Here is a 26,586-nt window from a genome sequence, read left to right on the forward strand (position 1 = left end):
GGCAGTATCGCCTGTGCCGGACACCATTGTGTGAAGGTGCGGTGAAATGCGTGGGAAATGTCTAGGTGCTGTTTACAATTGGCCATAACATGATGATTTCATTCGCAGGTTTGGTTAAGGCCTGTTTACCATTCAGCCGTAAACACGCCCAATCCAATACGGTTGCGTGGCAACGATTTTGTGAGCTACATCATTAGTTTGTAGGGTGTGTGCCGCAGGCACGCACGCGTTTGCTGATGTCAAATTCCCGCGTGCGTGTCGGTTACGCCGCCACACACCCTACGCACGGAACCCGCCCGCTGCGGGCGCTGCGCGTCCTGCAGGGGAGGGTTGGGGAGGGGGTGAGCGATATTATTGATGAGCCGAAATTCCAATTTTTCAATTGCTTACCGCCCTCACCCCAACCCCTCTCCCAGAGGGAGAGGGGCTCCGCCGAATTGCAAACAGCGCCTAGAACCTGTTTCGTGTCTCTGGCACGGACGCCGTCGGCACATCTTGATTGCAAACACCGTTACGGCGGGTTGTCGGGGTTGAAGCTGGTGTAACCGCTGACATCGTCCAGAAAAGTGCGCGGCAGGTGGTCGTATTGACCGTGGTTGGGGCTATTCGCGCGGATGCGGGCGGCAATGTCGCGCGTCTGTTCGCGATTGTCCCGGCTCCGGGTAGTGTTGTAGCGGAGATGGCGCAGATAGACGGCGTTTGCGTGCGGGCGCCAACTGATATTGACGGTGCAAAGCCAGCCGCATTTTGGCTGTCGCCAGCAATCTGCCGCCACGTCGTTAATCGCTGCCCACGGAATCATTGCCGGGGTGTAGCGCGCCATGCCGTAGCGCCAGTAATGCACGCCATCGCGGTCAAGGCGCAAGAAGATGCGCCCGTTGCAGCCGTCCCGCCAGCGGCGAAAGCCGTTGCTCATGGCGCGCAGGGAGATCAGGGTGATGAGCGAAAACAGGCTGCCGAGCAGCAGCATCGTCGTCACGTCATCAAGCGTCTTCGCATAAAAAAGCAAGCCCACGAGCAGGCCGAGGGACATCAGCGTCAGAATGGCGAGCGGAATGGCGGCGATGCCATAGAAAACCCCGTCGATATCGGAAAATAGCCAGCTCCCGCTGACATCGGCAAACACGGGCGGTTGCGCCAGCGGTGGCGGCAGACGGCGCGCGGCAAGTTGTGCGAGCAAGGCGGCGGCAGTCTGGTTTCGACAACGCTTGCCGTTGCTCAGGCGATAAAGCCCCGGCGGCAAGCGCAACGCGACATTTTCCACCCGCTTGCCGCCGCGCCAGACAAGGCAGAGGCGGGCTTCGGCACGGTACAGGCGGATATTGTCCGTCCACACATCAAGCACGTCCGCCCACGGCAGGCACAGGGCGTGCCATTGCCGCACATCGTTGTGCCAAAGGGTGATGCCGTCGGCGTCGAGGTGGACGGACTCACGGCGGAAGACGTAACGCGCATGGCGGGCGCCGAGCCAGCAGCCATGCGCGGCGAAGGCGAGACAGAACAGCACCTGGTAGAGGCGGTCTTCATCGTTGAACTCGAAGACGAAGGCACTCATCCACGTCGCCCAGGCGAAGAAGGCGGCGTAAATGAGCGAGAGGAGGAAGCGGGTGATGCGGCGCGGAAAGAGCAGGGTCATAGAGGTAGGGTAGGGCGCAGCCATTCAAACGCCCAACAACATAAAGCCCATGCAGCAGGCTTTACGACAGAAACCAGCGCTCACAGCCGATAGCGGATGACGTCGCGGTATTCCTCTGCCAGCGCCTGGTTGCGTGCCGCGCCGCCGTCAAGATTTGCCGAATAAAACACCGGCGGATGCTGCATCCCTCCTGCGACAAGACGCTGGCAGACTTCCACCACGATGGTGTTCAACAGCGCCGTGCCGACCACGGTTGAAGCCGGTCCGACTTTTTGCGTCACGCCGGGCAGTTCGCACACTGCATCGCCGATGACGCCGTGATTGTCCAGCACAATATCGGCGAGTTCAAACAGACGTTTGCCGCTGGAATGGCGGCTGGTCACGCTTTGCGAATAGCGCAGGTTGGTCAGCGCGATAATTTGTACGCCTTTGGCACGCGCGGCCAGTACCAAATCTATGGCCACCGCATTGCGTCCGGATACGGAATGGACAATCAGCACGTCGCCCGCATGAAAATCGACACCTTCCGCCAATACCGTGCCATAGCCTTCCAGTTGCTCCATGCGGCTGGTTACGGTAACGGGCGCGCGGTTGAGCATAATCTCGCTGCCAAAGATGGGGTTAATCAGCATCAGCCCGCCCGCGCGGTAATACATTTCTTCGGCAAGAATGCCCGCATGGCTCGCGCCAAAAATATAAATGGTGCGTTTTTCGGTAATGGCGGCGCATAATGCCGCCACGGTTTTTTCAATAGATTCGCCTTCTGCCGCGAAGGTTTCTTCCAGCATGGCAAGGATGGCTTTTGGGTAGGCGTACATTCAGCCTCCAAATATCAGGCCGAGGTAATAGGCGATAATGCCGGTCAATGACAAATCATTGCCGCCGAATATCAATATCCAGTTTTGAATGCTATGGCTGTACAGCGCGGCGGAAATGCCCACCAGCACAATCATCAGCACCGCTGCCGCCACACTGCCCGCAACCGCACCACGCAATCCGCCCTGACCTTCGCCAATAACGGCGGCACCGCCGCATTCAAAGAAACTGGTAATGACCAGCGGCAACAGCAATACGCCGAAGACGTTAAAGTAATTGACGATTAGCACCAATACGGTGGAAGTCAGCATGGCAACGACAAAGCCAATAATGACGGCATTGGGGCGGTAGCCAAACAGAATGGGGACGTCAAATGCAGGCTTCGCACCGGGAACGATTTTTTCTGCCACGCCCTTGAATGCCGGAATAATCTGGCTGATTAACATCCGTACCCCGTAGAGCATGACCAAAAGTCCGGCGGCAAATTTCAATCCGGCATCAATGGCGACAAAAAAGAGGGTTTTTCCTTCTGGCACGAGCGCGGGTAAAAACAATCCGGCGACGAGATATATCAGCAGCATCACCAGCGCGCCACAAATGGCAATCTCGCGGAAAAAGGAAAGGTTCGGTGGCAATTGCAAATCTTCGGTAGAACGCGCCTTGTTGCCGAATACTTTTGCCACATAGCCGGAGAATAGCGAGAGAATCCCGGTCGGGTGGCCGATAAGGAAACTTTCATCACCCGTCGCATCCCAGACAAAGCGGCGCATCAGCCACGGCATCAGCGACCAGTACAGCGCGGACAACACTGCAGCAAGCGCAATCAGCCGCGTGCCGCCAAGTCCGGCTTCTACCCCGCCCGCGACGATGACAAACGGGAACCACCACAGCATATGCCCGGTGAGAAACACCGTTTTAACCGGGGTAAAGCGGGCGATGAGCAGGTGCAGCAGCAGGCCGAAAAACATACTCAAGCCGACGATGCCGCCATATTCGGCAGTAAAGGCGGCGTCGGGTGGCGTTGCCGCCGCGTCGCCCGCAAGCCCCATGCTGCTTTGCACGGCGGCGTTAATCGGCGCAATCGTGCCAATCAGCACGGAGACGCCCTCGGTGAGAATCACCATGCCAAACGCCGCCATCAGCGAACCCTTGACCACGTCTGCAACGCCCTTGCGTTGCAGAAGCAGGCCCAGCATCGCAATCAGGCCGAGCAAGACGGCGGCGTTGCGCAGGATGTTGTCAAGAATGAAGCTGCCGAGGCTGCCGAAAAACGCGCTCATGCCGCACCTCCCAACACGCTGGCAAGCAGTGCCTGCACTTCATTTTTGTCGGTGTAATTGCGGACGGGCAGAACCTGCGCCTGCACGGAGCCTTTGAGCTGATTGACCAGCTCAGGGCTGGTCAAAATCACATCCGCCGGCATTCCCACCACCGATGCCAAATCGGTGTGCTCCACCTCGGCATCCATGCCAAGCGCGGCGACCGCCTTTTCAATCGTAAAACGCAGCACCATCGAGCTGCCCATGCCAAAACCGCATACCGCCAGAATTTTCATCGTTTGCTCCCGTTTGATTTTATGAACGGCTGCCAGGAAACATTTTTCCACAAGAAATCACAGTTTCTCTGTGCAGTTCATCGCATTTTATAACCGGTTTTCACAATTTCACAACTTTGTTCCGCGGCAATGCCCGACGACGGGATTTTGAAAGAAATATAGCAATCCTCGCACCCTAAAAAATGGCGGAGCCATTTTTTAGGGAAACCCGCTTAGGGAAACCCGCGCCGTACTAATCTGTACTGTCTTCGGCGGCGCGCCTTGTACAGAGCTTTGTGAGTACCGCTATCCGGTTTCCCGGAATGACAGTGGTGGGTTTGCAAGGAAATCCGTCTGCTCCAACAAAAAAAGGGGCGTTGCCGCCCCTTGTTGGTTGGTGTGCGCGGTTTTAGTCGCGCTTTTCGTCGTCGCCGTCTGCGTTATTGCCGGACGCGTCGGTATTTTCGCTTTCGGCACTGTTTTCGGCAGGCGTTTCGGTGGCAGGTGCTGTTTCGGCGTGACCATCCGCGTTTGCTGCGAGGTCTTCGCGCGGGGTAGCCGGTGCGTCAGCGTTTTCGTTTTCTGCGCTGGTTTCGGCAGCCGGTTCGGTGGGCGCTGCTTCGGCATGGCTGTCTTCGCCTGCGGTTTCCGCGATGTTTTCGGCGGGTGTTTCCGCTACGGGTTCGGCGGTTTCATCGCTGTTGTCCGCTTCTGCCGGGGTTTCTGCGGCTGCGGCGTGTGTGTCTCCAGCGGCTTCATCCCTGTCTGCGCTTTCCGCGACGTTTTCGGGCGCGGCGGGTGCTTCGTCTGCCGTAGTTTCGGCGGCGGGTGTTTCTGCTACGGCTTCGGCGGTCTTGTCGCTGTTGTCCGCGTCTGCCGCTGCGTCGCCGGGTTTCGCTTCACGCAGGGTTTTGATTTTTGCGGCAAGCGTCGCCAGCAGTTCGGCGGTGGCTTGTTCAAAGCTGGCAATGCCTTCGGCTTCGAGTTCAACGTACAGTTGCGCCCAGTCAATGCCTGCATCGGTGATTTGTTGTAGCAGTTGCGGTGCCTGGTCGATGTGGCGCAGCAGGGTTTCTTCGGCGCGGCCATGTGCCTTGTAGGCGGCGTAGGTCGCGGGCGGAATGGTGTTGACGGTGTCGCGGCCGATTAGCAGTTCGACGTAGCGCACGTCGGAGTAGGCGGGGTTTTTGGTGCCGGTGCTCGCCCAGAGCAGGCGCTGGACGGCGGCGCCTTTTTTGGCGAGGTCGACCCAGTCGTCGTGGCTGATGCGTTCGAGGTAGTAGCTGTACGCGGTTTGGGCGTTGGCGATGGCGGCGCGGCCGCGCAATGCGGCGTGCTCGTCGGCGAGCCGTGCGTCGATTTTGCTGTCCACGCGGCTGACGAAGTAGCTGGCAACGGAGCGCAGCAGGTCGATGGATTGTCCGGCGGCAACGCGCGTTTTCAAGCCGTCGATGTAGGCTTCCAGGGTTTGTCGGTAGCGTTCGGGCGAGAAGATGAGGGTCGCGTTGATGTTGATGCCTTCGGCGGTGAGTTCGCGGATGGCTTTGATGCCCGCCAGTGTCGCCGGGATTTTGATCATGAGGTTTTCGCGGGCGACGCGACGGTGCAGTTCGAGTGCTTCGGTGACGGTTTTGCCGCTGTCGTGGGCGAGGTCGGGCGAGACTTCGAGCGAGACCATGCCGTCGGTGCCGCCGGTTTTTTCGTACACGGGCAGGAGCAGGTCGCAGGCGCGGCGGATGTCGTCGATGGCGAGGCTGTAGTAGGCATCGCGCGCGCTGCCGCCGGGGTTTTCGTCGAGCCAGTTGCGCAGCGCGGCGTCGTAGGCGTCGCCGGCGAAGGCTTTTTGGAAGATGGACGGGTTGGAGGTGATGCCGCGCAGGTCGTCTTCGTCGATAAGGCGCGTCAGTTCGCCGTTTTCGAGCATGGTGCGGTCGATGTTGTCGTACCAGACGCTTTGTCCGAAGGCGGCCAGTTGGCGCAGCGGGTTTTCGTTTTTGGCGGCGGGGACGGCGAGCGGGTAGTGCGCGTCTTCACGCAGTTTGTTGCCTGCAATCATCACCGGGGCGACGGGCGCGGGGTGGTCCAGCAGCGAGACGAGACCGGGCGCTTCGGCGTCAGACGGCGGCAGCGGTTTGATTTTGGCGAACGAGGGCGCTTTTTTCGGCGCGGGTGCGGCGGGCTCTGCGGCCTCCAGGGTGTCATCGCGCAGTTCTTCGACGAGGCCGGGCGCGTTCATGTCGTCTTCGTTCAGGGTTTCTGGGCGTTCTTGCGGGATGTAGTCCGCCTTACCCTGGCCGCGCACGGCGTGGACGTCGCGCGGGCGGCCTTTGCGCACGGTGCGGCCGTTGATTTCTTCCGGCGGGTTGAGCAGCGCTTCGAGGGTGGGGTTGACGTCGTCTTTGGGCAGGGCACTACGGTTCGTCTTGTTTTCGCGGCGCGGCGCGGTAGCGGGCGCTTCTTCGCGCGGGGCTTCTTGTTGTAGGGCTTCTTCGTAGCGGCGCGCGGCTTCTTCTTGCCGGTTGTTGTTGCGCGGCATGCGGGTCTCGATGGGCGCTTCGCTTTTGGTTTCGGCGGGTTTGCGCGCGGGTTGTGGTGGCGGCGCGGTTTCTGTCCGTTCGTTGCGGTCGCGGCGGTTGCGCGCCGGGGCGGTGCGTTCGCGCCGTTTGTCGCCGCTGTTTTTGGCGGGGGGTTCGGGGTTGGTGGCGGCGTCGCGGTTTTCTTTGAACAGGGCGACGACTTTGGAGAACAGCGCGGCGAGGCCGGTTTTTTGCACGGTCGGCGCGATTTGCGGCGCGGGTGCGCGCGGGACGATGCCCTGCACGGCGGCCTGTTCGGCGACGGTTTCGCCCGGTTTGACGGCGATGTCGCTTTCTTCGTGGCTTTCGTGGCGGGTGCGCAGGCGGTAGCTCGGTATCGGGATGGCGTCTTCGTCCCAGTCGTCTTCGCGCTGGCGCTCGATGTAGTAGTCCGGCGTGTGCAGGTCGGCGTTCGGCACGAGGACGACTTCGACTTTGTTGCGCTGTTCGATTTGGCGGATGACGGCGCGTTTTTCGTTCAAAAGGTAGGTGGCGATGCTCACTGGCAGTTCGCCGGTGATGCGGCGGGTGCGCTCTTTCATCGCTTCTTCTTCAATCAGGCGCAAGAGTGAGAGCGCCATTGATTGAATGCCGCGGATGGAACCCTGCCCTTTGCAGCGCGGGCAGACACGGTGGCTGGATTCGTCCATGGACGGGCGCAGGCGCTGCCGTGACAGCTCAAGCAGGCCGAAGCGGGAGATGCGGCCAATCTGGACGCGGGCGCGGTCGATTTTGGTCGCGTCATAGAGACGGTTTTCGACGTCTTTGCGGTTGCGGCTGACGCCCATGTCGATGAAGTCGATGACGATGAGTCCGCCGAGGTCACGCAGCCGCATTTGTCGTGCGATTTCGTCCGCCGCTTCGAGGTTGGTCTGGTAGGCGGTTTCTTCGATGTCGCCGCCTTTGGTCGCTTTCGATGAGTTGATGTCGATGGATACGAGCGCTTCGGTGTAGTCGATGACCAGTTCGCCGCCGGAGGGGAGCTGGACGTTGCGCTGGTAGGCGGATTCGATTTGGCCTTCGATTTGGTAGCGGGTGAAGAGCGGGATGTTGTCCTGATACAGTTTGAGTTTGTTGAGGTTGTTCGGCATGACCAGCGTCATGAAGTCGCTCGCCTGTTGGTACACGCGCTCGTCGTCAATGAGGATTTGGCCGATGTCCGGGCGCAGGTAGTCGCGCAGCGCGCGGACGATGATGTTGCTTTCCTGGTATATCAGGCGTTGTGGCGGCGCCTTGCGGTATTCTTCGGAGATGGCTTCCCACAGTTGCAGGAGGAAGTCCAAATCCCATTGCAATTCTTCTTGCGCGCGACCCACGCCGGCGGTGCGCACGATGATGCCCATGTTGTCCGGCACATCAAGCATATCGAGGGTTTCGCGCAATTCTTTGCGGTCGTCGCCCTGGATGCGGCGCGAGACACCCCCGGCGCGCGGGTTATTCGGCATCAGTACGAGGAAGCGTCCGGCGAGGCTGATGTAGGTGGTCAGCGCCGCGCCCTTGTTGCCGCGCTCTTCTTTGTCAATTTGAACAAGCACTTCCTGGCCGACTTCAATCATGTCCTTGAAGGACGGTTGGCCTTCGTGGGCGGTGGTGGAACCGGTCAGGTATTCTTTGCCGATTTCCTTGAAAGGGAGAAAGCCGTGCCGCTGCGCGCCGTAATCGACAAAGGCCGCTTCCAGCGAGGGCTCAATCCGGGTGATTTTTCCTTTGTAAATATTGGCTTTTTTCTGCGCGGAATAAAGGGTTTCGATGTCAAGGTCGTAGAGTTGCTGGCCATCTACCAGCGCAACCCGCAGCTCTTCCTGCTGGGTGGCGTTAATTAGCATACGTTTCATGGTAAGAATCTCCGTGGCCGTACGCATCGCGCATACGGCCGAAATTTAAGTAAAAAACATGGTCCGTTCGAGCATCCCGCTCCTGTCGGACTTTATCGTTACGGTTTTGAAAAATCTGTTGCCGGGCGGTCTTCAGTGGCCGCAAACCGGCGGGAAACTATACCAAATCAGGGCTTCTCCGCGCAATGCGATGGACAACCACGCGGCCTTGTGCCACGATAGCGCCCAACCTCGTACCGGGAACGTTCCACACCATGCCGATCAGCCCACAAACCGAATGCCAATTAAGCACTTACGAGCAGCCTCTGAACGAACGCATCCGCCTCTTCATGCGGCTGGAATCGATGTTCTTCCAGATGAAAAACTTCCACCAGGCTGACGAATATTATTCCATCCAGCTCTTTCTCGATGCGCTGTTTGACGTGCTGGATTTCCTCCACCGTTACGAAATCCGCGCCGAAATCATCAAGGAGCTGCAAGGCTACAAAACCGGCATTGACCGCGAACACTTCGCCCTTGGCTGGACGCTGGAAGAACGGGTGGCGACGCTGGAAAACATTGATATGTCGCTGCAAGAAGCCTACAGCCTCAACTTCAACCCCATCAGCGCCCTGCGCGAAAACGAACTCTTCACCAGCTTGCGCCAGCGCAACTTCAACCAGAGCGGCAACTGCCTCTTTGAGGTCCCCGCCTACCAATACTGGTTGCTGCAAAACGAAAACCACGAAATCCCCTTCCTGCAACAATGCTACGAAATGTTCCTGCCGATAGCGCGCGCGGTCGCACTCGTGCTGCAACTGGTACGCGCCGGGGCGGAAATCACCAACGAATACACCGACGACGGCATCTTCCTGAAAACACTGGACAGCAACCGCCGCAACCAGATGATTCGCATCCACCTCGACAACGAACAGCGCGTCTTCCCGCGCATCAGCGGCGACAAACACCGCTTCTCGGTGCGCTTCATGACCCAGGAAAACCCCGAACAGCGCGCCAAACAAGTAGAAACCCCGGTGCGCTTCTCCCTGCAAACCTGCGTCCTCTGACATGAACGCGAAAAACCCGAAGGGCTACCGCCCGCACACCTTCGCCAGCCTGCGCCAAAACCCGGTGCACTTCCTCGCCTTCGGCCTCGGCAGCGGCCTCATCCACCCCGCACCCGGCACCTGGGGCAGCCTCGCCGCGACCATCCTCTACTGGCCGCTGTCCTTCCTGCTGACAAACCCGACCGTCACCGCCCTCTTCCTCCTCGCCGCCTTTGCCCTCGGCTGTTGGGTCTGCGACAAAACCGCGCGCGACCTTGGTGTGCATGACTTCGGCGAAATCGTCTGGGACGAATTTTTTGGCGTCTGGCTCGTTCTCGCCTACATCCCGCCCGCGCTGTGGCAACGCTGGGGAACACTGCCGTGCTACCTCGCCGCCTTCCTCCTCTTCCGCCTCTTTGACATCACCAAGCCGCCGCCCATCCGCCAAATCGACCGCCATACCCCCGGCGGCCTCGGCATCATGCTGGACGACGTCCTCGCCGCCCTCTACGCCCTCGCCGTCCTGTGGCTCACAGCCGCCGTGCTATAATCCGCCGCCCTACAAACCGCAAGGAAAACCCATGAAAATCAACAAAAACAGCGTCGTCGAACTCACCTACGAACTCTACGACGACCAGGGACAAGCCATCACCCACGACGGCGAACTGCTCCTTTACCTGCACGGCGGTTACGGCGGCGTCTTCCCCAAAGTCGAAGCGGCGCTGGAAGACAAAACCGTCGGCGACCAAATCGAACTCACCCTCGCCCCGGAAGACCACTTCGGCGACATCCGCGAAGACCAAATCGTCAAAGAAGAGCGGAAAAACCTGCCGTCAAACATCGAAGTTGGAATGCTGCTCGAAGGCGAAGACAACCACGGCAACATCCACTACTTCCACATCACCAACATTGACGACACCCACGCCACCCTGAACGGCAACCACCCGCTTGCCGGACTGACCATCCGCTTCAAGGCAAAAGTGCAGAATGTACGCGAGGCGACCGCCGACGAAATCGCCCACGGCCACGTCCACGGCCCGCACGGACACCATCACCACCATCACTGAACCGGGGCAGCGCAAGCTGCCTTTTTCAATCACCCCGAAAAATATACATACACCATAAGCGCTCAAGTGTATGTAAAACGCTTAACCAACCTGCATAGCGTGCGCCTCGGCGTACCACTTGCAAAGGAACACACCGCTGCCGGGCTGCAACATGGAAGCTCCTCCCCCGCAGAACGCGCAGCATTCGCAGCGGGGGAGGGTTGGAGAGGGGGCAGCGAAGGCATTAACACTACTGAAGCATTACCAAAAATCATGAGCAACCATCCCGAAAAAAATTACCCATACCGCAACCCCAAATCACTTGCCCGCTGGCTGCATTACACCATTTACGGCAATATCCTCCTTGCCATCATTGGCATGACCATAACATTCATTACCCTGTATTTCCTGAAACAACAAGAAACCCATCCGGGAACACTCCCCCAACCATATAGCGTTTTTTCCGAATTCATGAATGAACAGGGAAACTGCCTGCTGCTAACCACATCCATTGCGCTGACCATTGCCACGGCATTCATCCTGTTCAAATGGCTATATCGAAGCAATGCCAACCTGCGCGCCTTCGCCGTAAAAAAACTTCAGTTCACCCCACGGGGAACCGTTTACTGGTGGTTTATCCCCGTCGCCAACCTGATTGCCCCGATTCCCGTCATGGAAGAGCTTTGGCGCAACAGCCTGAATCTCGTCCATAACCCAAAAAACCAATACGGTGAAATCATCATTGTCTGGTGGACTTGTTTTATCTCGCCCAAAATTCTTGACCTCATTGGCCGCAGCATTGCGAATGACGAACACCAGCAAATTACCCTCGTACTCACCTTTGGCAGCATCGCCATTATCCTCTACCTCATCTCCGCCCTCACCCTCATCAAAATCACCCGTACCATCAGCGACGCCCAGGCTGAGTACCACGCCCAAATACAAACGAGCGAATAACCATGTCCTCATACCCCGAAGAAATCTACGAATACGAAGACCCGCGCCCGCTTGCCCGCTGGCTGAACCGCATCTTGTACCTCTGCGTCATTGAGATGGCGCTGGAACTCGCCCTTACCATCATCCCGCAGTATCTGCTTGCATACCGCATGAACAACGCTGACGGCTATTTCCGCTACCTCAAACCCGTCAAAATCATGAATGAAAGCCGCGATGCGCTTGGCGTCTTTTACTGGGTATTCCTCGTCCTCAGCGTCCTCATGGTGTTCATCTGGCTGCGCCGTGCCAACGAAAACCTGCGTTCCTTCGACCAAATCAAAGTCCGCTTTACCCCTGCGGGAGCCATTTACTGGTGGTTCATCCCGCTGATGAACGTCTTTCGCCCCTACCAAATCATGGGCGAACTGTGGCGCGGCAGCCTTGCCCTGATAAAAAACGAAAACAGCGACAACGAAAACCTCCTTTTCCGCTGGTGGTTTTGCTTCCTCGCCTGCGCCATCTGCGTCAAAATCACCACCCACACCCTGACAGAAAACCCCGCCGCCACGGCAACCATCATCATCTTTACCACCCTTGCCCAACTCTCCTACCTCACCTCCGCCCTTACCCTCATCAAAATCACCCGCACCATCAACGACGCCCAAGCTGAGTACCACGCCTGACAAGCATGACCCCCAACCTCACCCCCGCCAGTTGCGACCTCTTCAACCTGCCCTGCTACCAGTTCGCGCAACTGAAAAAATACGCGCCGGAAACCATCCCGCAAATCAAGGCGGACTACAAAGCCGCCTGGGAAAACTGGCGCGCCATTATCCAGCGCGTTGCCATCCTGCTCGGCGAACCCTTCGCCGCGCCGCACATCGAGCGCTGGTGCAACGGCTGGCAAGTGCGCGCCCACTTCTTCGCCTACTTCAAATACCACGACTGGCAGGATAGCGCCGCCATCCTCTCCGTGCTGCTCAACCGCCGCCGCCTCACCGTCAGCCTTGACTGGCACTGTTACAAGGCGGGCATCTCCACCACCACCATCGACCACTACAACCGCTGGCCGGACGCGCTCGACCGCACCGCCTACGCCGACTACGACCTCTGGCACGGCAGCGACGACGAATACGCCGACTACCCGCGCGTCGCCGATTGCGGCGAACTGCCCCTCCGCGACGCTGCCGATTACTACAGCATCGGCAAACACCTGGAGCGCGACCAGCTTGGCCGCAGCGACAGCGCCACCTGGATTGCCGACACCCTCCGCGCCCTGCAACCCCTTTACGAAGCCTGCCACCCCTGATAAAGAAAACCTGCCCGCCAGTCAGGAGCCGATTACAATTCACCCCGCCCTGCTTGCGGACGCGCACAAGTTGGCTCCCTCCCCCGTGGGGGAGGGCTGGGGTGGGGGCAGCAAACAAATCGCGTAGCGACAAACATCGCTGGCGAAGAAACCCGCCCGCTGCGGGCTTCGCCCTGCAAAAAAGAAGCTTATCCTGTCCCAAACGACAAAACCCAAACCCTAAAAGGAAATCCCCATGCACGACACCCTCCTCGCCCTCTCCCCGCTCGATGGCCGCTACGCCAACAGCGTCGCCGCGCTGCGTCCCGTCTTCTCCGAATACGGCCTGATGAAAGCGCGCGTCCGCGTTGAACTCGAATGGCTGAAAGCCCTCGCCGCCGCGCCGGAAATCGGCGAAGTCGCCCCCTTCAGCGCCGCGACCCTTGCGGAAATTGACCGCGTCATCGCCGGATTCACGCCCGAAGACGCCGCCGCCGTGAAAAGCATTGAGGCGACCACCAACCACGACGTCAAAGCCATCGAATACTGGCTGAAAAACCGCTTCGCCGCGAACAGCGAAATCGCCGCTACCAGCGAATACATCCACTTCGCCTGCACCAGCGAAGACATCAACAACCTCGCCCACGCCCTCACCCTCAAAACCGCGCGCGACACTATCCTCCTGCCGCACATTGACACCATCAGCGCCAAACTGCGGACAATGGCGCACGAACACGCGGCGCTGCCGATGATGAGCCGCACCCACGGCCAACCGGCGACGCCGACCACCCTCGGCAAAGAAATCGCCAACGTTCACTACCGCCTGCAACGCCAGCGCGACCAGCTCGCCGCGCAGCCCATCCTCGGTAAAATCAACGGTGCCGTCGGCAACTACAACGCCCACCTCGCCGCCTACCCGGACTACGACTGGGAAAACCACTGCCGCCGCTTCGTCGAAGACGCGCTCGGCCTCACCTGGAACCCCTACACCATCCAGATTGAGCCGCACGACTACATGGCAGAACTCTTCCACACCCTCACCCGCCTTAACACCATCCTCATCGACCACAACCGCGACATCTGGGGCTACATCTCGCTCGGCTACTACAAACAAAAAATCAAGGCGGGCGAAATCGGCTCCTCCACCATGCCGCACAAAGTGAACCCCATCGACTTTGAAAACTCCGAAGGCAACCTCGGCATGGCGAACGCCATCCTCACCTTCCTCGCCGAAAAACTGCCCGTGTCGCGCTGGCAACGCGACCTCACCGACAGCACCGTGCTGCGCAACATGGGCGTCGCCATCGGCTACACCGTGCTTGGCATGAGCGCGCACCAGCGTGGCCTCGACAAACTCGAAGCGAACCCCGCCGTGCTTGCCGCCGATTTGGACGCCACCTGGGAGTTGCTCGCCGAACCCATCCAGACCGTGATGCGCCGCTACGGTATCGCCAACCCCTACGAAAAACTGAAAGAACTGACGCGCGGCAAACCGCACCTGGACGCCGCCACCATCCGCGCCTTCATCGACACGCTGGACATCCCGGAAGACGCCAAAGCGCGCCTGCTCGCACTCACCCCCGCAACCTACACCGGCAAGGCGGAAGCGCTGGCACGGCGGATATAAAGGTGAATTGACCGTTCTCCTCAAGGAAAGCGGACAAAAATCCGCAATAAAAAAATCGGCCCGCAGGCCGATTTTTTTATTTCCACACTTTTTCTATCAGGCGCAGCAGGTTGTCGCGCATGATTGCCTGGATGTAGGCGTCGCGGTAGCCGAGGCGGGCGAGGCCATCGCGGACGTCATCGAGCCCGGCGGGGCTGACGTATCTGCCGCTTAAGCCTTTTTTCGGGTCGTAGCCCGCTTGCGGCGGCCACCAGTATTGGCGGTTCACATCGGCGGGGATGTCCGGCACGCCGTCGTCGTAGCAGTAATCGAGGCCGATGGCGGTATGCTCGACGCCAACCATCTGCACGACGTAGTCAATCAGCGGCAGCATTGAGGCAGGTTTGAGGTCGGGGTCGCCGATGAAGCTGCCAACGCCGTTTAGCGCAATCAATCCGCCGGTGGCGGCGCAGGCGCGGATGGCGCGGTCAGTAATGTTGCGCCCGTGTTCTACCAGCGTGCGCGGATTGGCGTGGCTGAAGAGCACCGGGCGGTCGCCGCTGTAGGCGCAGATGTCAAGCGCGGTTTGTTCGTTGCTGTGGCTCAGGTCCATGAGAATGCCGGCGGCGTGGATGGCGTCCACGATGGTTTCGCCGAGCGGGGTCAGGCCACCTTCGTCGTGCGCGCCACCGGCGACGCTGTTGCTGCGGTTGTAAGCGAGGTGGATTTGCCGCACGCCGAGGCGGTGGTAGAGCGCGACCATGTCCGGGGTTTCCAAGAGCGGCAGCGCGCCTTCGAGGTCGAAGCTTAACGCCAGGCGGTTTTCGCTGGCGATGCGCGGGATGTCGGTGGCAGTTTCGGCGAGTTCGAGCCAGTCGCTCGCAGCAATCTGGCGACGGTAACCGGCGATGGTGGTCATGATTTGCGGCAGCGGGTTCATGTCCATGCCGACGTTGATGGAAAGATAACGCACGCCGGCGTCGTAGTGCAGGCGAAGCTGGTTGATGTCGGTGTCGCCGTGCAGCGGCAGGCAACTGTGCGCGTCGGCATACCAAAAATGTTGCATGGGGTTTTCCGGTGAGGCAGAAACAAAGCGCGAGCGGGGAGTGCCGCTCGCGGGTGGGGTGGTCGCTATTTAGGCGTAGGCTGCCGGGACTTGCAGGTGGTAGTCGCTTGCTTGCTGGAACTGGTGCGTAAGGTTGAGCAGGCGCGGTTCGCTGAAGTGCGGACCGATGAGCTGGCAGCCGACGGGCAGGCCGTCGATAAAGCCTGCCGGGTGGCTGAGGCCGGGCAGCCCTGCGAGGTTGACCGAGACGGTGTAGAGATCGCCCAAAAACATTGCCACTGGGTCGTCGATTTTGCTGCCGATTTTGAAGGCGGGCGTCGGTGTGGTCGGGCAGAGGATGACATCTACGTCGTTAAACGCCGCCTTGTAGCCGTTCAAAATGGCATGGCGCGCGCGCCGTGCTTGTTCGTAGTAGGCGTCGTAGTAACCAGCGGAGAGGGCATAGGTGCCGATGAGGATGCGCCGTTTGACTTCGTCGCCAAAGGCTTCGCTGCGGCTTTTGCGGTACATTTCTTGCAGGGTTTTCGCCTGCGCGCTGCGGTGGCCGTAGCGCACGCCGTCATAACGCGAGAGGTTGGAAGAAGCTTCCGCCGAGGCGATGATGTAGTAGGTGGCAATCGCCGCGTCGCTGTAGGCAAGCTCAATGTCCACCAGCGTTGCGCCGAGTTTTTCGTAAAGGGCGGCAGCAGCGTGGATGGCGTCTGCCATCGCCGGGTTGAGGTCGCGGAAGTAGTTGCGCGGCAGGCCGATGCGGATGCCGTTGAGCGGCTGGTTCAGTTCGCCATCGAAGGTGGTGCGGGTTTGCGCGCTGCTGGTGGAGTCGCGCGGGTCGTGTCCGGCCATGCCGTTCAGGATTAGTGCAAGGTCTTCGGCGCTTGCGGCAAACGCGCCCGCTTGGTCAAGGCTGGAAGCGTAGGCAATCATCCCCCAACGCGAGAGGGTGCCATAGGTCGGCTTGATGCCGGTGATGCCGCACCAGGCGGCGGGTTGGCGGATGGAACCGCCGGTGTCGGAGCCGGTGGCGTAGGGGACAAGGCGCGCGGCAACGACTGCGGCCGAGCCGCCGGAGGAACCGCCAGGGACGTGTTCGGGCTGCCACGGGTTTTTCACCGCACCGAAGGCACTGCGTTCGTTCGATGAGCCCATCGCAAATTCGTCCATCGATACTTTGCCGGTCATTACCGCGCCAGCAGCGGCAAGGTTTGCGACGATGCCGGCGTCGTAGGAGGGGATGAAATTTGCCAGCATTTTCGAGCCGGCGGTGGTGCGGATGCCGTTGGTGCAGAAGAGGTCTTTGTGCGCCATCGGGATGCCGTCCAGCGGCGAGAGGGTTTCGCCTTTGTCGCGGCGGGCGTCGCTGGCAGCGGCGGCAGCGCGGGCGTGTTCAAAGGTTTCGGTGATGTAGGCGTTCAGCGCCGGGTTGTGTTGGCTGATGCGCGCAAGGCTGTGTTCGCAGAGTTCGCGCGCCGAGATTTCCCGCGCGGCAAGGCGGGCGGCGAGGGTTTTCAGGCTGTCGTGGTGCATGGTTATTCGATGACTTTGGGGACGGTAATAAAACGGTCTTCGGCGCGTGGCGCGTTTTCTTCGATGCTTGGCATCATGTCGCGCGCAATGGCAACGTCGGGACGCAGGCGCTGGGTGTCACCCAAGGGGTGTGAGAGTGGCGCAGTGGCACTGATTTCAGCGGTGTTGATGGCGCTGAAGAGGGCGAAGATTTGTTCAAGTTCGCCGGCAAGGCGGGTGAGTTCCGCGCCTTCGATTTCGAGCTGGGCGAGGTGCGCGGTTTTGGCAACGGTGGCGGGGTCCAGTTGGCTCATGGTGTTTAAAAAATCCTTCAAAAAAACGCGCGGAAAGGTATCATATCGCGCTTTGGATTGCACCGTTTCCGGTGGAAATGTATTTGCAAGCAGAGGCTTTTATATGGGTTTTAATTTGTTTCGCGGGATGTTTTCCAGCGATTTGTCGATTGACTTGGGTACTGCCAACACGCTGATTTATGTGCGTGGCGAGGGGCTAGTTTTGGACGAGCCTTCGGTGGTTGCCATCGCGGAAGATCCGCAAGACGGACGCAAGAAGATTGTCGCTTATGGTTCGCAGGCGAAACAGATGCTGGGGCGCACGCCGGGCAATTTGACCACGGTACGCCCGCTGCAAGATGGCGTCATCGCTGACTTCAAGATTACGTCGATGATGCTCAAGCACTTTATTAACCGCGCGCACCGTCGCAAGGGATTGTTCCGTCCGGCAACGCGCATTCTCGTCTGCGTGCCGTCTGGCGCGACGCAAGTCGAAAAACGTGCGATTCGCGACGCCGCCGAAGGTGCGGGCGGTAGCGAGGTTTTCCTGATTCAGGAACCGATGGCCGCTGCGATTGGCGCCGGTATTCCGGTCGATGAGGCTTACGGCTCTATGGTGGTCGATATTGGCGGCGGCACTTCAGAGGTCGCCGTGATTTCCTTGAACGGCATTGTCTATTCGACTTCTGTGCGTATCGGCGGCGACCGCTTCGACAGCGCGATTATTGATTATGTGCGCCGCAATTTCGGCATCGTCATTGGCGTACCGACTGCCGAACGCATCAAGAAGGAAATCGGCTGCGCCTATCCGTCTTCGGAAATCCGCGAGCTGGAAGTGCGCGGCACCAATCAGCAGGAAGGTGCGCCGCGTAGCTTCAGCATCAACTCGAACGAGGTGCTGGAAGCGTTGCAGGAGCCGCTCGGCGGTATTGTCCGCGCCATCAAGCAGGCGCTGGAATTGACCCCGCCGGAGCTGGCGGCGGATGTCGCCGACCGCGGCATTGTGCTCACCGGTGGCGGCGCGCTGTTGCGCGATTTGGATCGTCTGCTCATGGAGGAAACGCGGCTCAAGGTGATTATCGCCGAAGACCCGCTGACTTGCGTCGCGCGTGGCGGCGGCAAGGTGCTGGAATTGCTCGATCAACGTGGTGTGGCATCGTTCTTGATGTCCTGACCGACAACGCATGATTTTTTATTCTGTGCCGGAATCGCAGGCGCCGCCGCAGTTGCGCCTGCGTCCCGTGCTGCTGGTGTTGGTGTGCGCCATGGTGTTGTTGCTGGTGGCGCAGCGCACCCGTTGGCTGGCGTTGCCTTATGGCTGGTTGCACGATGGCGTCTATGCGCCGGTGCGTACCGCGCTGCATACGCCGCTTCAATGGTCGCAACACGGCTGGCAGGTGTTTTCTGAACGGCAGGACGAGCACGCACTGCTGTTGCAACAGCAGCAGGAGAATCAGGAGTTGCGCGCGCAGGTGCAGTTGCTCGGTCATTTTCAGGCGGAGAACCGCCGCCTGCGGATGTTGATGGATTCGCTTTTGAACGTAACCGACCCGGTGCTCATCGCCGAGTTGAGCGATACCGCGATTGATGGCTACCGCGAATCGGTGACGATTAACAAGGGCGAACGCGACGGGGTGTATGTCAATCAGGCGGTGATTGACCCCTACGGTTTGGTCGGGCAGGTGGTGGAGGTATTTGCGCACGAGTCGCGCGTCATGCTGATTACCGATACCCGCAGCCGCGTCCCGGTGTATGTCGCGCGCACGCAGCAGCGCACGCTGGTGTTTGGCAGCAATGGCTACGGCACGCTGGAAATGCCCGCGCTGCGCGCCGACAGTGATATTCAGGTTGGCGACCGCCTCGTCAGTTCCGGTCTCGGCGGTATTTTCCCGCGCGGTTATCCGGTGGCGGAAGTGACCGCGATTGAGCGTGATACCCGCGCGGCATCAATGACGGTGCGCTTGCGTCCGCTCGCCCATTTGCAGTCCATGCTGGAAGTGTTGTTGCTTGACCAGCGCCATATTGCTTATACGCCGCAGGCGGTGGTGCCGGTCGGCCCGCCGGTGCCGCCCAAACCGGAGCCTGAGGCGGCAGCAGAGCCGGCGGATGATGCGGCGAAAGCGGCAGCGGCGGCGGAGAATCCTCATGCGGATGCGTAATACGTCGCCGCTCGGCGGGCTGTTTTTGTTGTTGTGGGCGCTGATGGTCGGCGCGGATTTTTATGCGCCGTGGTTCGTCCTGCCCGATGTGGTGATGGTGGCGGCGCTGTATCTGTTTCTTTTTGTGCCGCAGTTGCCGCTGTGGCGCTGGTTGTTGCCGGTCAGTCTGTTGATGGATGTCGCTTCCGCCAGCCCGTTTGGTTTTCATGCGCTGTTTTATGCGCTCGGCGCGCTGATGGTTTCGCCCTTCCCCGGCATCTGGCGCATGGCTGCGCCGGTCGTCAGCGTGATGGTGTTGTGCCTGTTGGCGTTCGCCTTGCAGGTGCTGCGCTGTCTGCTCTTTTATTTGTGGCAGGGCGTACCCGCGCCGCCCGGCTGGCTCTGGGGCGGGTTGTTGTCGCTGTTGCTGTTGCCGCTGGTGCGCTGGTTTGCCGACCGTAGCGCGCAACGCATTCTCGGAGAATTGCGATGAAACGCTGGCGCGCCGACCCGTTGAGCGAAGGCGAGCAGGGCGACATCGAGGCGAAGCTGCAACAGTCCTTTTCCCGCCGCATTTTTCTTTCCGCCGCGCTGGTCTTTGCCGGATTCTTTGGCCTGTTTGTGCGCATGGGCTATTTGCAGGTGCTGCGCTATGACTATTACCGCACCCGCTCGCAGAGCAACCGGATGCGCCTCAAGGCGATTGTGCCAGAGCGCGGCACGATTTATGACCGCAAGGGCAGGGCGCTGACGGAGAACATCCTGCGCTACCGCGTCATCATCAGCCCGTCGCAGACGGTGAATGTGCGCGAGACGGTCGATGCGGTCGATGAAATCCTGCCGCTCCTGCCAGAGGAACGCGAGCGCTTTTTCCGCCTGTACAAGCAGACGCGCCGCTATGAATCGGCGGTGCTGAAGGCGTCCATCAGCGAGCAGGATTATTACCGCCTCGCGGTGCAGTTGTACCGCCTGCCAGGGGTGTCGGTCGAGGAATATTACGAGCGCTATTACCCTTACGGCGAGCTGGCGGCGCACGTCATCGGCTATACCAACCGCATCAGCGAAGAGGATTTGGAAACGCTCAATCCGGATGATTATCGCGGCCTGCAATACATTGGCCGCTCCGGCATCGAGCAGCAATATGAGGAACGGCTGCGCGGCAAGCCCGGCTATCAGCAGGTGGAGACGGATGCCAACGGCAACATCGTCCGCCTCATGCACGAGCAACCGGCGGTGCGCGGGCAGGACATCTATTTAAGTCTCGACATCGAATTGCAGGCGTTCATTTACCGGGCGCTGGGCGACTATCGTGGCTCCTCGGTGCTGATTGACCCGCAGACGGGCGAGGTGCTGGCGATGGTGAGCAAGCCCGGTTTCGATGCCAACCTCTTTGCGCGCGGCATCAGCCAGCGCCAGTACAAGCGTCTGCTCGAAGACCCGCACGGGCCGATGTACGACCGCGCGCTCAAGGGCCGCTACTCGCCCGGCTCGGTCATCAAGCCGTTCATGAGCCTCGCCGGCTACCACTACCGCGTCTTCACCCCCTACACCCGCGTCAATTGCCCCGGCTATTTCCGCGTCCCTGGCGCGGCGCGGCGCTTCCACTGCTGGAATCGCCACGGCCACGGCTCGGTCAATGCCGACCGCGCGATGGCGCAATCCTGCGACGTCTATTACTACCACCTCGGCTACCAGCTCGGCATCGAGCGCATTGCCGAGTTCGCCAGCCATTTCCGCCTCGGCATCCCGACCGGGATTGATATGCCGGATGAAGGCAGCGGCGTGGTGCCGACGCGCGAGTGGAAAATGAAGCGCTTCAAAACGCAGTGGTACATCGGCGACACCATCAATTGCAGCATCGGTCAGGGCTTCTTCACCACCACGCCGCTGCAACTCGCCTACATGACCGCGCTCATCGCCCGCGACGGCAGCGAGTTCACGCCGCGCCTGCTGCGCAAAATCTACGACCCGGAAAGCGCCAGCCACATCGCCCCGCCAGTGCCATTGGACACCGGCAAAGTCGCCGTGTACGAGCCCGGCATCTGGAACACGGTGCGGCAGGACATGGTGAACGTCATCCACAGCGCCTACGGCACCGCGCGCAACATCTCGCGCGGCCTCACCTACCGCATGGCGGGCAAATCCGGCACGGTGCAAGTCGTCTCCTTCAAGACCGAGCGCCGCGTGCACGCACACGAACTGGGCGCGGAAGAACAGGACAACGCGATGTTCATTGCCTTCGCCCCCGCCGACAAGCCCAGACTCGCCATCAGCATGGTGGTCGAACGCGGCGGCGGCGGCAGCTCTACCGCAGCACCCTTGGTGCGGCAAATCTCCGACTACTATTTGCAGGGAATGAACCATGTTGCTGATGCATGACGTGCGCAAAAAAACCGTCTGGCAAAGGGTGGGCGAATGGCTGCGCCGCATCGACATCCCGATGCTGCTCGGCCTGCTGACGCTGATGGGCGGCAGCCTGCTCATCCTGCGCAGCGCGGGCAGCGCCGAAGAAGGCATCCTGATGCGGCAAACGCTGCGCTTCGCCGCCGCCATCGGCGTGCTACTTGCCATCGTCGCCGTGCCGCCGCGCTACATCCGCCGCCTCACCGCCCCCGCCTACTGGCTTACCATCGTCCTCCTCATCCTCGTGCTGCTGCTTGGCAGCAAGGCGGGCGGCGCGCAGCGCTGGCTCAACATCGGCATCGCCCGCATCCAGCCGTCCGAACTGGCCAAACTCACCATTCCGCTGATGGTCGCGTGGCTCGTCACCGTGCGCGTCGCCGTGCCGGGCATCGGCAGCGTCCTCCTTGCCCTCGCCATCATCGCCGTCCCCGCCATCCTCATCCTGATGGAGCCCGACCTCGGCACCGCCCTCTTGGTCAGCGCCTCCGGCTTCATCACCCTCTTCCTCGCCGGAATGCCGCGCTGGATTATGCTCCTGGGCGGTGCGCTCGCCGCCGTCGCCCTGCCGCTGTTCTGGATGTTCGGCATCAAGGACTACCAGCGCGACCGCGTGCTGACGCTGTTCAACCCCGAAGCCGACCCCTTCGGCAACGGCTACCACATCATCCAGTCGAAAATCGCCATCGGCTCCGGCGGCCTCTTTGGCAAAGGCTACATGCAAGGCACCCAGTCACAACTCGAATTCCTGCCCGAATCCAGCACCGACTTCATCTTCGCCGTCATCGCTGAAGAAACTGGTCTCATCGGCGTTGGCATCCTCCTCGTCTGCTACGGCCTCATCATCGCGCGCGGCCTCTACCTCTCGCTCCACCTCTCCGACCGCTTCGCCCGCATCATGGTTGCCAGCATCCTGCTCACCCTCTTTATCAACATCTTCGTCAACATCGGCATGGTCAGCGGCATCCTGCCGGTGGTTGGCCTGCCGCTGGCGATGATCAGCTACGGCGGCAGCTCCATCCTGTCGCTGATGGCGGGCTTTGCGCTCGCGATGAACCTCGCGGGCGGATTCCGCGAAAACAAAAACGAGGAACACCTATGACCCTACGCTGGCTCGCCTGCCTCGCCCTTGCCCTTAGCCTGAACGCCATCGCCGACAGCTACGGCGACAATCCCGCCGCCGTCAAAATGATGCAAGAGCTCGCCACGCGCGACGGCTACGACGGCGACTACCTGCAATCGCTCCTGCTCGCCGTCTCGCGCGACGACGGCGTCCTCGAAAAAATCAGCCGCCCGGCGGAAAAAACCAAACCTTGGTACGAATACCGCAAAATCTTTGAAGACCAGGCGCGCACCGACGGTGGCGTCGCCTTCTGGCAAGAACACGAAGCAGCGCTCGCGCGGGCGGAAGCCCAATACGGCGTTGACCCGGCGATTATCGTCGCCATCCTCGGCGTCGAAACCCGTTACGGCAAAATGACCGGAACGACACCCGTGTGGCAGTCGCTCCTTACCTTATGTATAGATTACCCGCCGCGCGCGCCCTTTTTCTGCGAACAAACCGACTACTTCCTCCGCCTCGCCAAACGCGAAAACAAAAACCCGCTCGCCATCAAAGGCTCCTACGCGGGGGCGATGGGCATGGCACAATTCATGCCGGGCAGCTACTACAACGACGCGGTCGATTACGACGGCGATGGCCACATAGACCTCTGGCACAGCGCCGATGACGCCATCGGCAGCATCGCCAACTACCTGCAAATCCGTGGCTGGCAAAAAGGCGGCCATTACAAATACCGCCTGCCGCTCGAACCGAACATCCCCGACTTCGGCAAAAACCACAAACCCGGCTACAAAATCGGCGCCTTACTACAAGACGAGCGCCTGAAAAATGACGTAGAATTAACAAAAGAAATCGGTGATAATGCCGACGAAGCGGTCGGAAGCCTTGTTGTTGACGAGACAGAACAACAAAAATCCTGGTGGATAACCTATAACAATTTCTACGTGATCACCCGCTATAATGCGTCCCCGCTTTATGCCATGGCGGTTGGCGATCTGGCCGACCGAATCAGACACAAACGAGAGAGCAAACACAACTAATGAACGTAAAACAACTTCTGGCACTGAGTATCGCCGTCACCGGAATTGCCCACGCCGAAACCGTGGTGGACAAAACCGGCAGCGCGCCGACCACAGAACAGCAGGTGAATATCGTTAAAGTGATCGATTTTACCCATCCACAAAAAACCGAGGCATTGCAAGAAGCCAAAAACAAGGCATTGCTCGCCGAAGACGACAAAAAAGCCTTCCGCGACATCGCCTACGACCGGCCCAACCTGCGCAAACTGGTTGATTACAATGCCAAGGGCGACGCCCTCAACAAAGAAGGCGATGTATACACCAAAAGCAGCGGACGCAAAAGCTACAGCTACACCGTCCTCGGCAAACGTTACCAGACCTTGGCTGACAGCAAAGGCTTTGAACAACAAGGCCCGGCCTCCTGGTACGGCAACCCCTTCCACGGCCGCAAAACCGCGAACGGCGAAACCTACGACATGAACGAAATGACGGCAGCACACAAAGAACTGCCGCTCGGCACACGGGTAGAAGTGACCAACCTCTCCAATGGCCGCAAAGTCGTCGTCCGCATCAACGACCGGGGCCCCTTCCACGGCAACCGCGTCCTTGACCTGTCACGTGCCGCCGCCCAGGAACTGGGCACACTAAACGCCGGAGTCGCGCAAGTACAAATCCGCGCCCTGCACTAGGAAAACACCAGGAACCGTGATGACTCACACACACATCCCCCGCCTGATCATCCTCCTCATCGCCGCTGTTTACAGCGGCGTTGTCTTTGCCCAGACCGCGCCCGAACTGCCCGTCAAAAGCTACATCCTGATGGACGCGGCGACCGGACAGACCCTTGCCGACAAAAACGCCAACGAAAAACTGCCCCCGGCCAGCATCACCAAACTGATGACCTCCTACCTCGTCGTTGAAGCTCTGGATTCCGGCAAACTGACGATGGACACCCCGATTACCGTCAGCCAGAACGCCTACAAACAAGAAGGCTCGCGGATGTTCATCGAAGTGAACAAACAAGTGCGCGTCGAAGACCTGTTGCAGGGACTCATCGTCCAGTCCGGCAACGACGCGGCGATGGCGCTGGCCGAATACCTCGGCGGCTCGGCAGAAGGCTTCACCGCGATGATGAACCGCAAGGCGGCCGAACTGGGCATGACCAACACCCACTACACCAACCCGACCGGCCTGCCCGACCCGCAGAACTACACCACCGCGCACGACATCGCCACCCTCTCGCGCCACATCATCAACGACCACCCGCAGTACTACCACTACTACGGCCAAAAAAGCTACACCTACAACAAAATCAAGCAGGACAACCGCAACCGCCTGCTCTGGCGCAACGCCAGCATAGACGGCCTGAAAACCGGACACACCAAAGAGGCGGGCTACTGCCTCGCCAGCTCCGAAAAACGCGGCGACATCCGCTTCATCGCCGTCGTCCTCGGCGCTGACAAAGAAAGCGACCGCTACGACGCCTCGCAGGCACTGTTCAACTACGGCTTCGCCCAATTTGAAGAAGCCGTCGTCCTGCAAGCCGGACAAAAACTCTCCGCCGTGCCGGTGTACAAAGGCAAAACCAACGAAGTCAACGTGCGCCCGCAGCGCGAAGTCAAACTGCTGCTGCCACTCGGCGAACGCAGCAAAGCCGTCGCCGCGCTCGACATCCAAAACCCGCTCATTGCCCCCATCAGCGAAGGACAAGAAATCGGCACCATCCGCGTGCGTATCGGCGACAAAATCTACGCCACCCTGCCCGCCGTCGCCGCCGAACCCGTCGAAGAAGCCGGCTTCTTCAAACGGATGTGGCACAGCATCAAACTGCTCTTCTGATGCGCGTCCAAACCCTCGGCCTGCGCCCCTACCAGGAAACCTGGGACGCGATGCGCGACTACACCGCCAGCCGCGATGCGGCGAGCGAAGACCAAATCTGGCTGGTACAACACCCGCCCGTGTACACCCAGGGACAGGCGGGCAAACCCGAACATCTGCTCGCACCGGGCGACATCCCCGTCATCCAGATAGACCGTGGCGGGCAAATCACCTACCACGGCCCCGGCCAGACCATCATGTACCTGCTGCTGGACATCCGCCGCTCCGGTATCGGCATCCGCGAACTGGTGAGCCTCATCGAAAAAACCGTCATCGGCTACCTGCAAGAGCAGGGCATCAGCGCCCAATCGCGCGCCGACGCACCGGGCGTTTACGTTGACGGCAAAAAAATCGCCTCGCTCGGTCTGCGCGTGCGCCACGGCTGCACCTACCACGGCGTTGCGCTCAACGTGGACATGAACCTCGAACCCTTCACGCGCATCAACCCCTGCGGCCTCGTCGGGATGCAGATGACCCAACTGCGCGACCTTGGCGTGCCGCATGAAACAGATGCGGCAGGCAGGGCGCTCGCCACCCGCTTCCAGCGGGAATGGCTTGCAAAAACAGCGTCCAGCCTGTAACATCGCGCAGTTTTTTCATACCCGTAACAGAATTTTAGGAGCCCTCTCATGAAAAAAGACATCCACCCGAACTACCGCCCGGTCGTCTTCCAGGACAACGGTGCCGATTTCGCCATCCTCACCAAATCTACCGTCGAAACCAAAGAAACTATCACTTGGAAAGACGGCAAAGAATACCCGCTGGTGCGTGTTGATATCAGCAGCCAATCCCACCCGTTCTACACCGGCAAACAAAACATCGTCGATACTGCCGGCCGCGTTGACCGCTTCAAACGCAAATACGGCAAAAAAAGCTGATTGCCCCACGGATGCAAAAAAGCCCGCACACGCGGGCTTTTTCTTTGAGT

The 26,586-nt window shown here is 60.0% G+C and carries 25 protein-coding genes; 17 read left to right on the forward strand and 8 right to left on the reverse strand.

The features are described 5' to 3' along the window. Nucleotides 1-511: 511 nt before the first annotated feature. The 5 genes from ACO54Z_RS12940 to tal all read right to left on the reverse strand — a co-directional run bounded on the left by ACO54Z_RS12940 (nt 512) and on the right by tal (nt 8,397). A complete protein-coding gene (locus tag ACO54Z_RS12940) occupies nt 512-1,636 on the reverse strand; it encodes a hypothetical protein (RefSeq protein ID WP_485997385.1) in 1,125 nt (374 codons plus the stop codon). An 80-nt stretch (nt 1,637-1,716) separates the two neighbouring features. Then, nucleotides 1,717-2,454, reverse strand: a complete 738-nt coding sequence (locus ACO54Z_RS12945) for a sugar isomerase domain-containing protein (RefSeq protein ID WP_485997386.1) — start codon at nt 2,452-2,454, stop codon at nt 1,717-1,719. Continuing rightward, nucleotides 2,455-3,732 carry a PTS ascorbate transporter subunit IIC gene (gene ulaA / locus ACO54Z_RS12950; RefSeq protein WP_298079777.1) on the reverse strand — a complete coding sequence of 426 codons (1,278 nt, stop codon included), beginning with the start codon at nt 3,730-3,732 and terminating at the stop codon, nt 2,455-2,457. It abuts the gene before it with no gap. Beyond that, nucleotides 3,729-4,007, reverse strand: a complete 279-nt coding sequence (locus ACO54Z_RS12955) for a PTS sugar transporter subunit IIB (RefSeq protein ID WP_298079776.1) — start codon at nt 4,005-4,007, stop codon at nt 3,729-3,731. The genes ulaA and ACO54Z_RS12955 overlap by 4 nt, the downstream gene beginning before the upstream one ends. A gap of 388 nt (nt 4,008-4,395) precedes the next feature. Beyond that, nucleotides 4,396-8,397, reverse strand: a complete 4,002-nt coding sequence (gene tal / locus ACO54Z_RS12960) for a transaldolase (protein ID WP_485997387.1) — start codon at nt 8,395-8,397, stop codon at nt 4,396-4,398. 254 nt (nt 8,398-8,651) lie between these two features. On the opposite strand from tal, the gene ACO54Z_RS12965 reads away from it, so the two are divergent. The 7 genes from ACO54Z_RS12965 to purB all read left to right on the forward strand — a co-directional run bounded on the left by ACO54Z_RS12965 (nt 8,652) and on the right by purB (nt 14,319). After that, nucleotides 8,652-9,443 carry a cell division protein ZapD gene (locus tag ACO54Z_RS12965; RefSeq protein WP_298079753.1) on the forward strand — a complete coding sequence of 264 codons (792 nt, stop codon included), beginning with the start codon at nt 8,652-8,654 and terminating at the stop codon, nt 9,441-9,443. 1 nt (nt 9,444) lies between these two features. After that, the gene (locus tag ACO54Z_RS12970) at nt 9,445-9,972 is read left to right on the forward strand and encodes a phosphatidylglycerophosphatase A family protein (protein WP_485997388.1); all 528 of its coding nucleotides are present in this window, start codon (nt 9,445-9,447) and stop codon (nt 9,970-9,972) included. A gap of 31 nt (nt 9,973-10,003) precedes the next feature. Then, on the forward strand, nt 10,004-10,489 hold the full coding sequence (locus ACO54Z_RS12975; protein WP_485997389.1) for an FKBP-type peptidyl-prolyl cis-trans isomerase: 486 nt from the start codon (nt 10,004-10,006) through the stop codon (nt 10,487-10,489). Between the two features lie 252 nt (nt 10,490-10,741). Then, nucleotides 10,742-11,425 carry a DUF4328 domain-containing protein gene (locus ACO54Z_RS12980; RefSeq protein ID WP_485997390.1) on the forward strand — a complete coding sequence of 228 codons (684 nt, stop codon included), beginning with the start codon at nt 10,742-10,744 and terminating at the stop codon, nt 11,423-11,425. A gap of 2 nt (nt 11,426-11,427) precedes the next feature. Continuing rightward, nucleotides 11,428-12,087 carry a DUF4328 domain-containing protein gene (locus tag ACO54Z_RS12985; protein WP_485997391.1) on the forward strand — a complete coding sequence of 220 codons (660 nt, stop codon included), beginning with the start codon at nt 11,428-11,430 and terminating at the stop codon, nt 12,085-12,087. Nucleotides 12,088-12,092: 5 nt separating this feature from the next. After that, nucleotides 12,093-12,713: an HI_0552 family protein gene (locus tag ACO54Z_RS12990; RefSeq protein WP_485997392.1), complete on the forward strand. Its 621-nt coding sequence runs from the start codon at nt 12,093-12,095 to the stop codon at nt 12,711-12,713. A gap of 235 nt (nt 12,714-12,948) precedes the next feature. Then, on the forward strand, nt 12,949-14,319 hold the full coding sequence (gene purB / locus ACO54Z_RS12995) for an adenylosuccinate lyase (RefSeq protein WP_485997393.1): 1,371 nt from the start codon (nt 12,949-12,951) through the stop codon (nt 14,317-14,319). A gap of 76 nt (nt 14,320-14,395) precedes the next feature. Here the strand turns inward: purB and ACO54Z_RS13000 are convergent, their stop codons facing one another. The 3 genes from ACO54Z_RS13000 to gatC all read right to left on the reverse strand — a co-directional run bounded on the left by ACO54Z_RS13000 (nt 14,396) and on the right by gatC (nt 17,181). Then, nucleotides 14,396-15,364, reverse strand: a complete 969-nt coding sequence (locus ACO54Z_RS13000) for a dipeptidase (protein ID WP_485997394.1) — start codon at nt 15,362-15,364, stop codon at nt 14,396-14,398. A gap of 69 nt (nt 15,365-15,433) precedes the next feature. Further along, on the reverse strand, nt 15,434-16,888 hold the full coding sequence (gatA, locus tag ACO54Z_RS13005; protein WP_485997395.1) for an Asp-tRNA(Asn)/Glu-tRNA(Gln) amidotransferase subunit GatA: 1,455 nt from the start codon (nt 16,886-16,888) through the stop codon (nt 15,434-15,436). A 2-nt stretch (nt 16,889-16,890) separates the two neighbouring features. Continuing rightward, the gene (gene gatC, locus ACO54Z_RS13010; protein WP_485997396.1) at nt 16,891-17,181 is read right to left on the reverse strand and encodes an Asp-tRNA(Asn)/Glu-tRNA(Gln) amidotransferase subunit GatC; all 291 of its coding nucleotides are present in this window, start codon (nt 17,179-17,181) and stop codon (nt 16,891-16,893) included. A gap of 103 nt (nt 17,182-17,284) precedes the next feature. Between gatC and ACO54Z_RS13015 the strand changes: the two genes are divergently transcribed. The 10 genes from ACO54Z_RS13015 to ACO54Z_RS13060 are packed head-to-tail and all read left to right on the forward strand — an operon-like array spanning nt 17,285 to nt 26,536. Beyond that, a complete protein-coding gene (locus ACO54Z_RS13015) occupies nt 17,285-18,334 on the forward strand; it encodes a rod shape-determining protein (RefSeq protein ID WP_485997397.1) in 1,050 nt (349 codons plus the stop codon). Between the two features lie 10 nt (nt 18,335-18,344). Then, nucleotides 18,345-19,319, forward strand: a complete 975-nt coding sequence (mreC, locus tag ACO54Z_RS13020; RefSeq protein ID WP_485997398.1) for a rod shape-determining protein MreC — start codon at nt 18,345-18,347, stop codon at nt 19,317-19,319. After that, complete coding sequence (locus ACO54Z_RS13025; RefSeq protein ID WP_298080088.1) at nt 19,306-19,791, forward strand: rod shape-determining protein MreD; 486 nt, start codon at nt 19,306-19,308, stop codon at nt 19,789-19,791. The genes mreC and ACO54Z_RS13025 overlap by 14 nt, the downstream gene beginning before the upstream one ends. Continuing rightward, entirely contained in the window at nt 19,788-21,677 is a 1,890-nt protein-coding gene (gene mrdA, locus ACO54Z_RS13030; RefSeq protein WP_485997399.1) for a penicillin-binding protein 2, read from the forward strand. The genes ACO54Z_RS13025 and mrdA overlap by 4 nt, the downstream gene beginning before the upstream one ends. Continuing rightward, nucleotides 21,670-22,800: a rod shape-determining protein RodA gene (rodA, locus tag ACO54Z_RS13035; protein ID WP_366916287.1), complete on the forward strand. Its 1,131-nt coding sequence runs from the start codon at nt 21,670-21,672 to the stop codon at nt 22,798-22,800. The genes mrdA and rodA overlap by 8 nt, the downstream gene beginning before the upstream one ends. Beyond that, complete coding sequence (mltB, locus tag ACO54Z_RS13040) at nt 22,797-23,801, forward strand: lytic murein transglycosylase B (protein WP_485997400.1); 1,005 nt, start codon at nt 22,797-22,799, stop codon at nt 23,799-23,801. The genes rodA and mltB overlap by 4 nt, the downstream gene beginning before the upstream one ends. Next, nucleotides 23,801-24,469 carry a septal ring lytic transglycosylase RlpA family protein gene (locus ACO54Z_RS13045; protein ID WP_485997401.1) on the forward strand — a complete coding sequence of 223 codons (669 nt, stop codon included), beginning with the start codon at nt 23,801-23,803 and terminating at the stop codon, nt 24,467-24,469. Before mltB ends, ACO54Z_RS13045 begins: the two co-directional genes overlap by 1 nt. Nucleotides 24,470-24,488: 19 nt before the next feature. Next, the gene (locus tag ACO54Z_RS13050; RefSeq protein WP_485997402.1) at nt 24,489-25,619 is read left to right on the forward strand and encodes a D-alanyl-D-alanine carboxypeptidase family protein; all 1,131 of its coding nucleotides are present in this window, start codon (nt 24,489-24,491) and stop codon (nt 25,617-25,619) included. Then, nucleotides 25,619-26,239: a lipoyl(octanoyl) transferase LipB gene (gene lipB / locus ACO54Z_RS13055; protein ID WP_485997403.1), complete on the forward strand. Its 621-nt coding sequence runs from the start codon at nt 25,619-25,621 to the stop codon at nt 26,237-26,239. Before ACO54Z_RS13050 ends, lipB begins: the two co-directional genes overlap by 1 nt. A gap of 48 nt (nt 26,240-26,287) precedes the next feature. Further along, complete coding sequence (locus ACO54Z_RS13060) at nt 26,288-26,536, forward strand: type B 50S ribosomal protein L31 (protein ID WP_298080095.1); 249 nt, start codon at nt 26,288-26,290, stop codon at nt 26,534-26,536. Nucleotides 26,537-26,586 lie beyond the last annotated feature (50 nt).

The sequence above is a fragment of the Cardiobacterium sp. genome, from assembly GCF_057314735.1.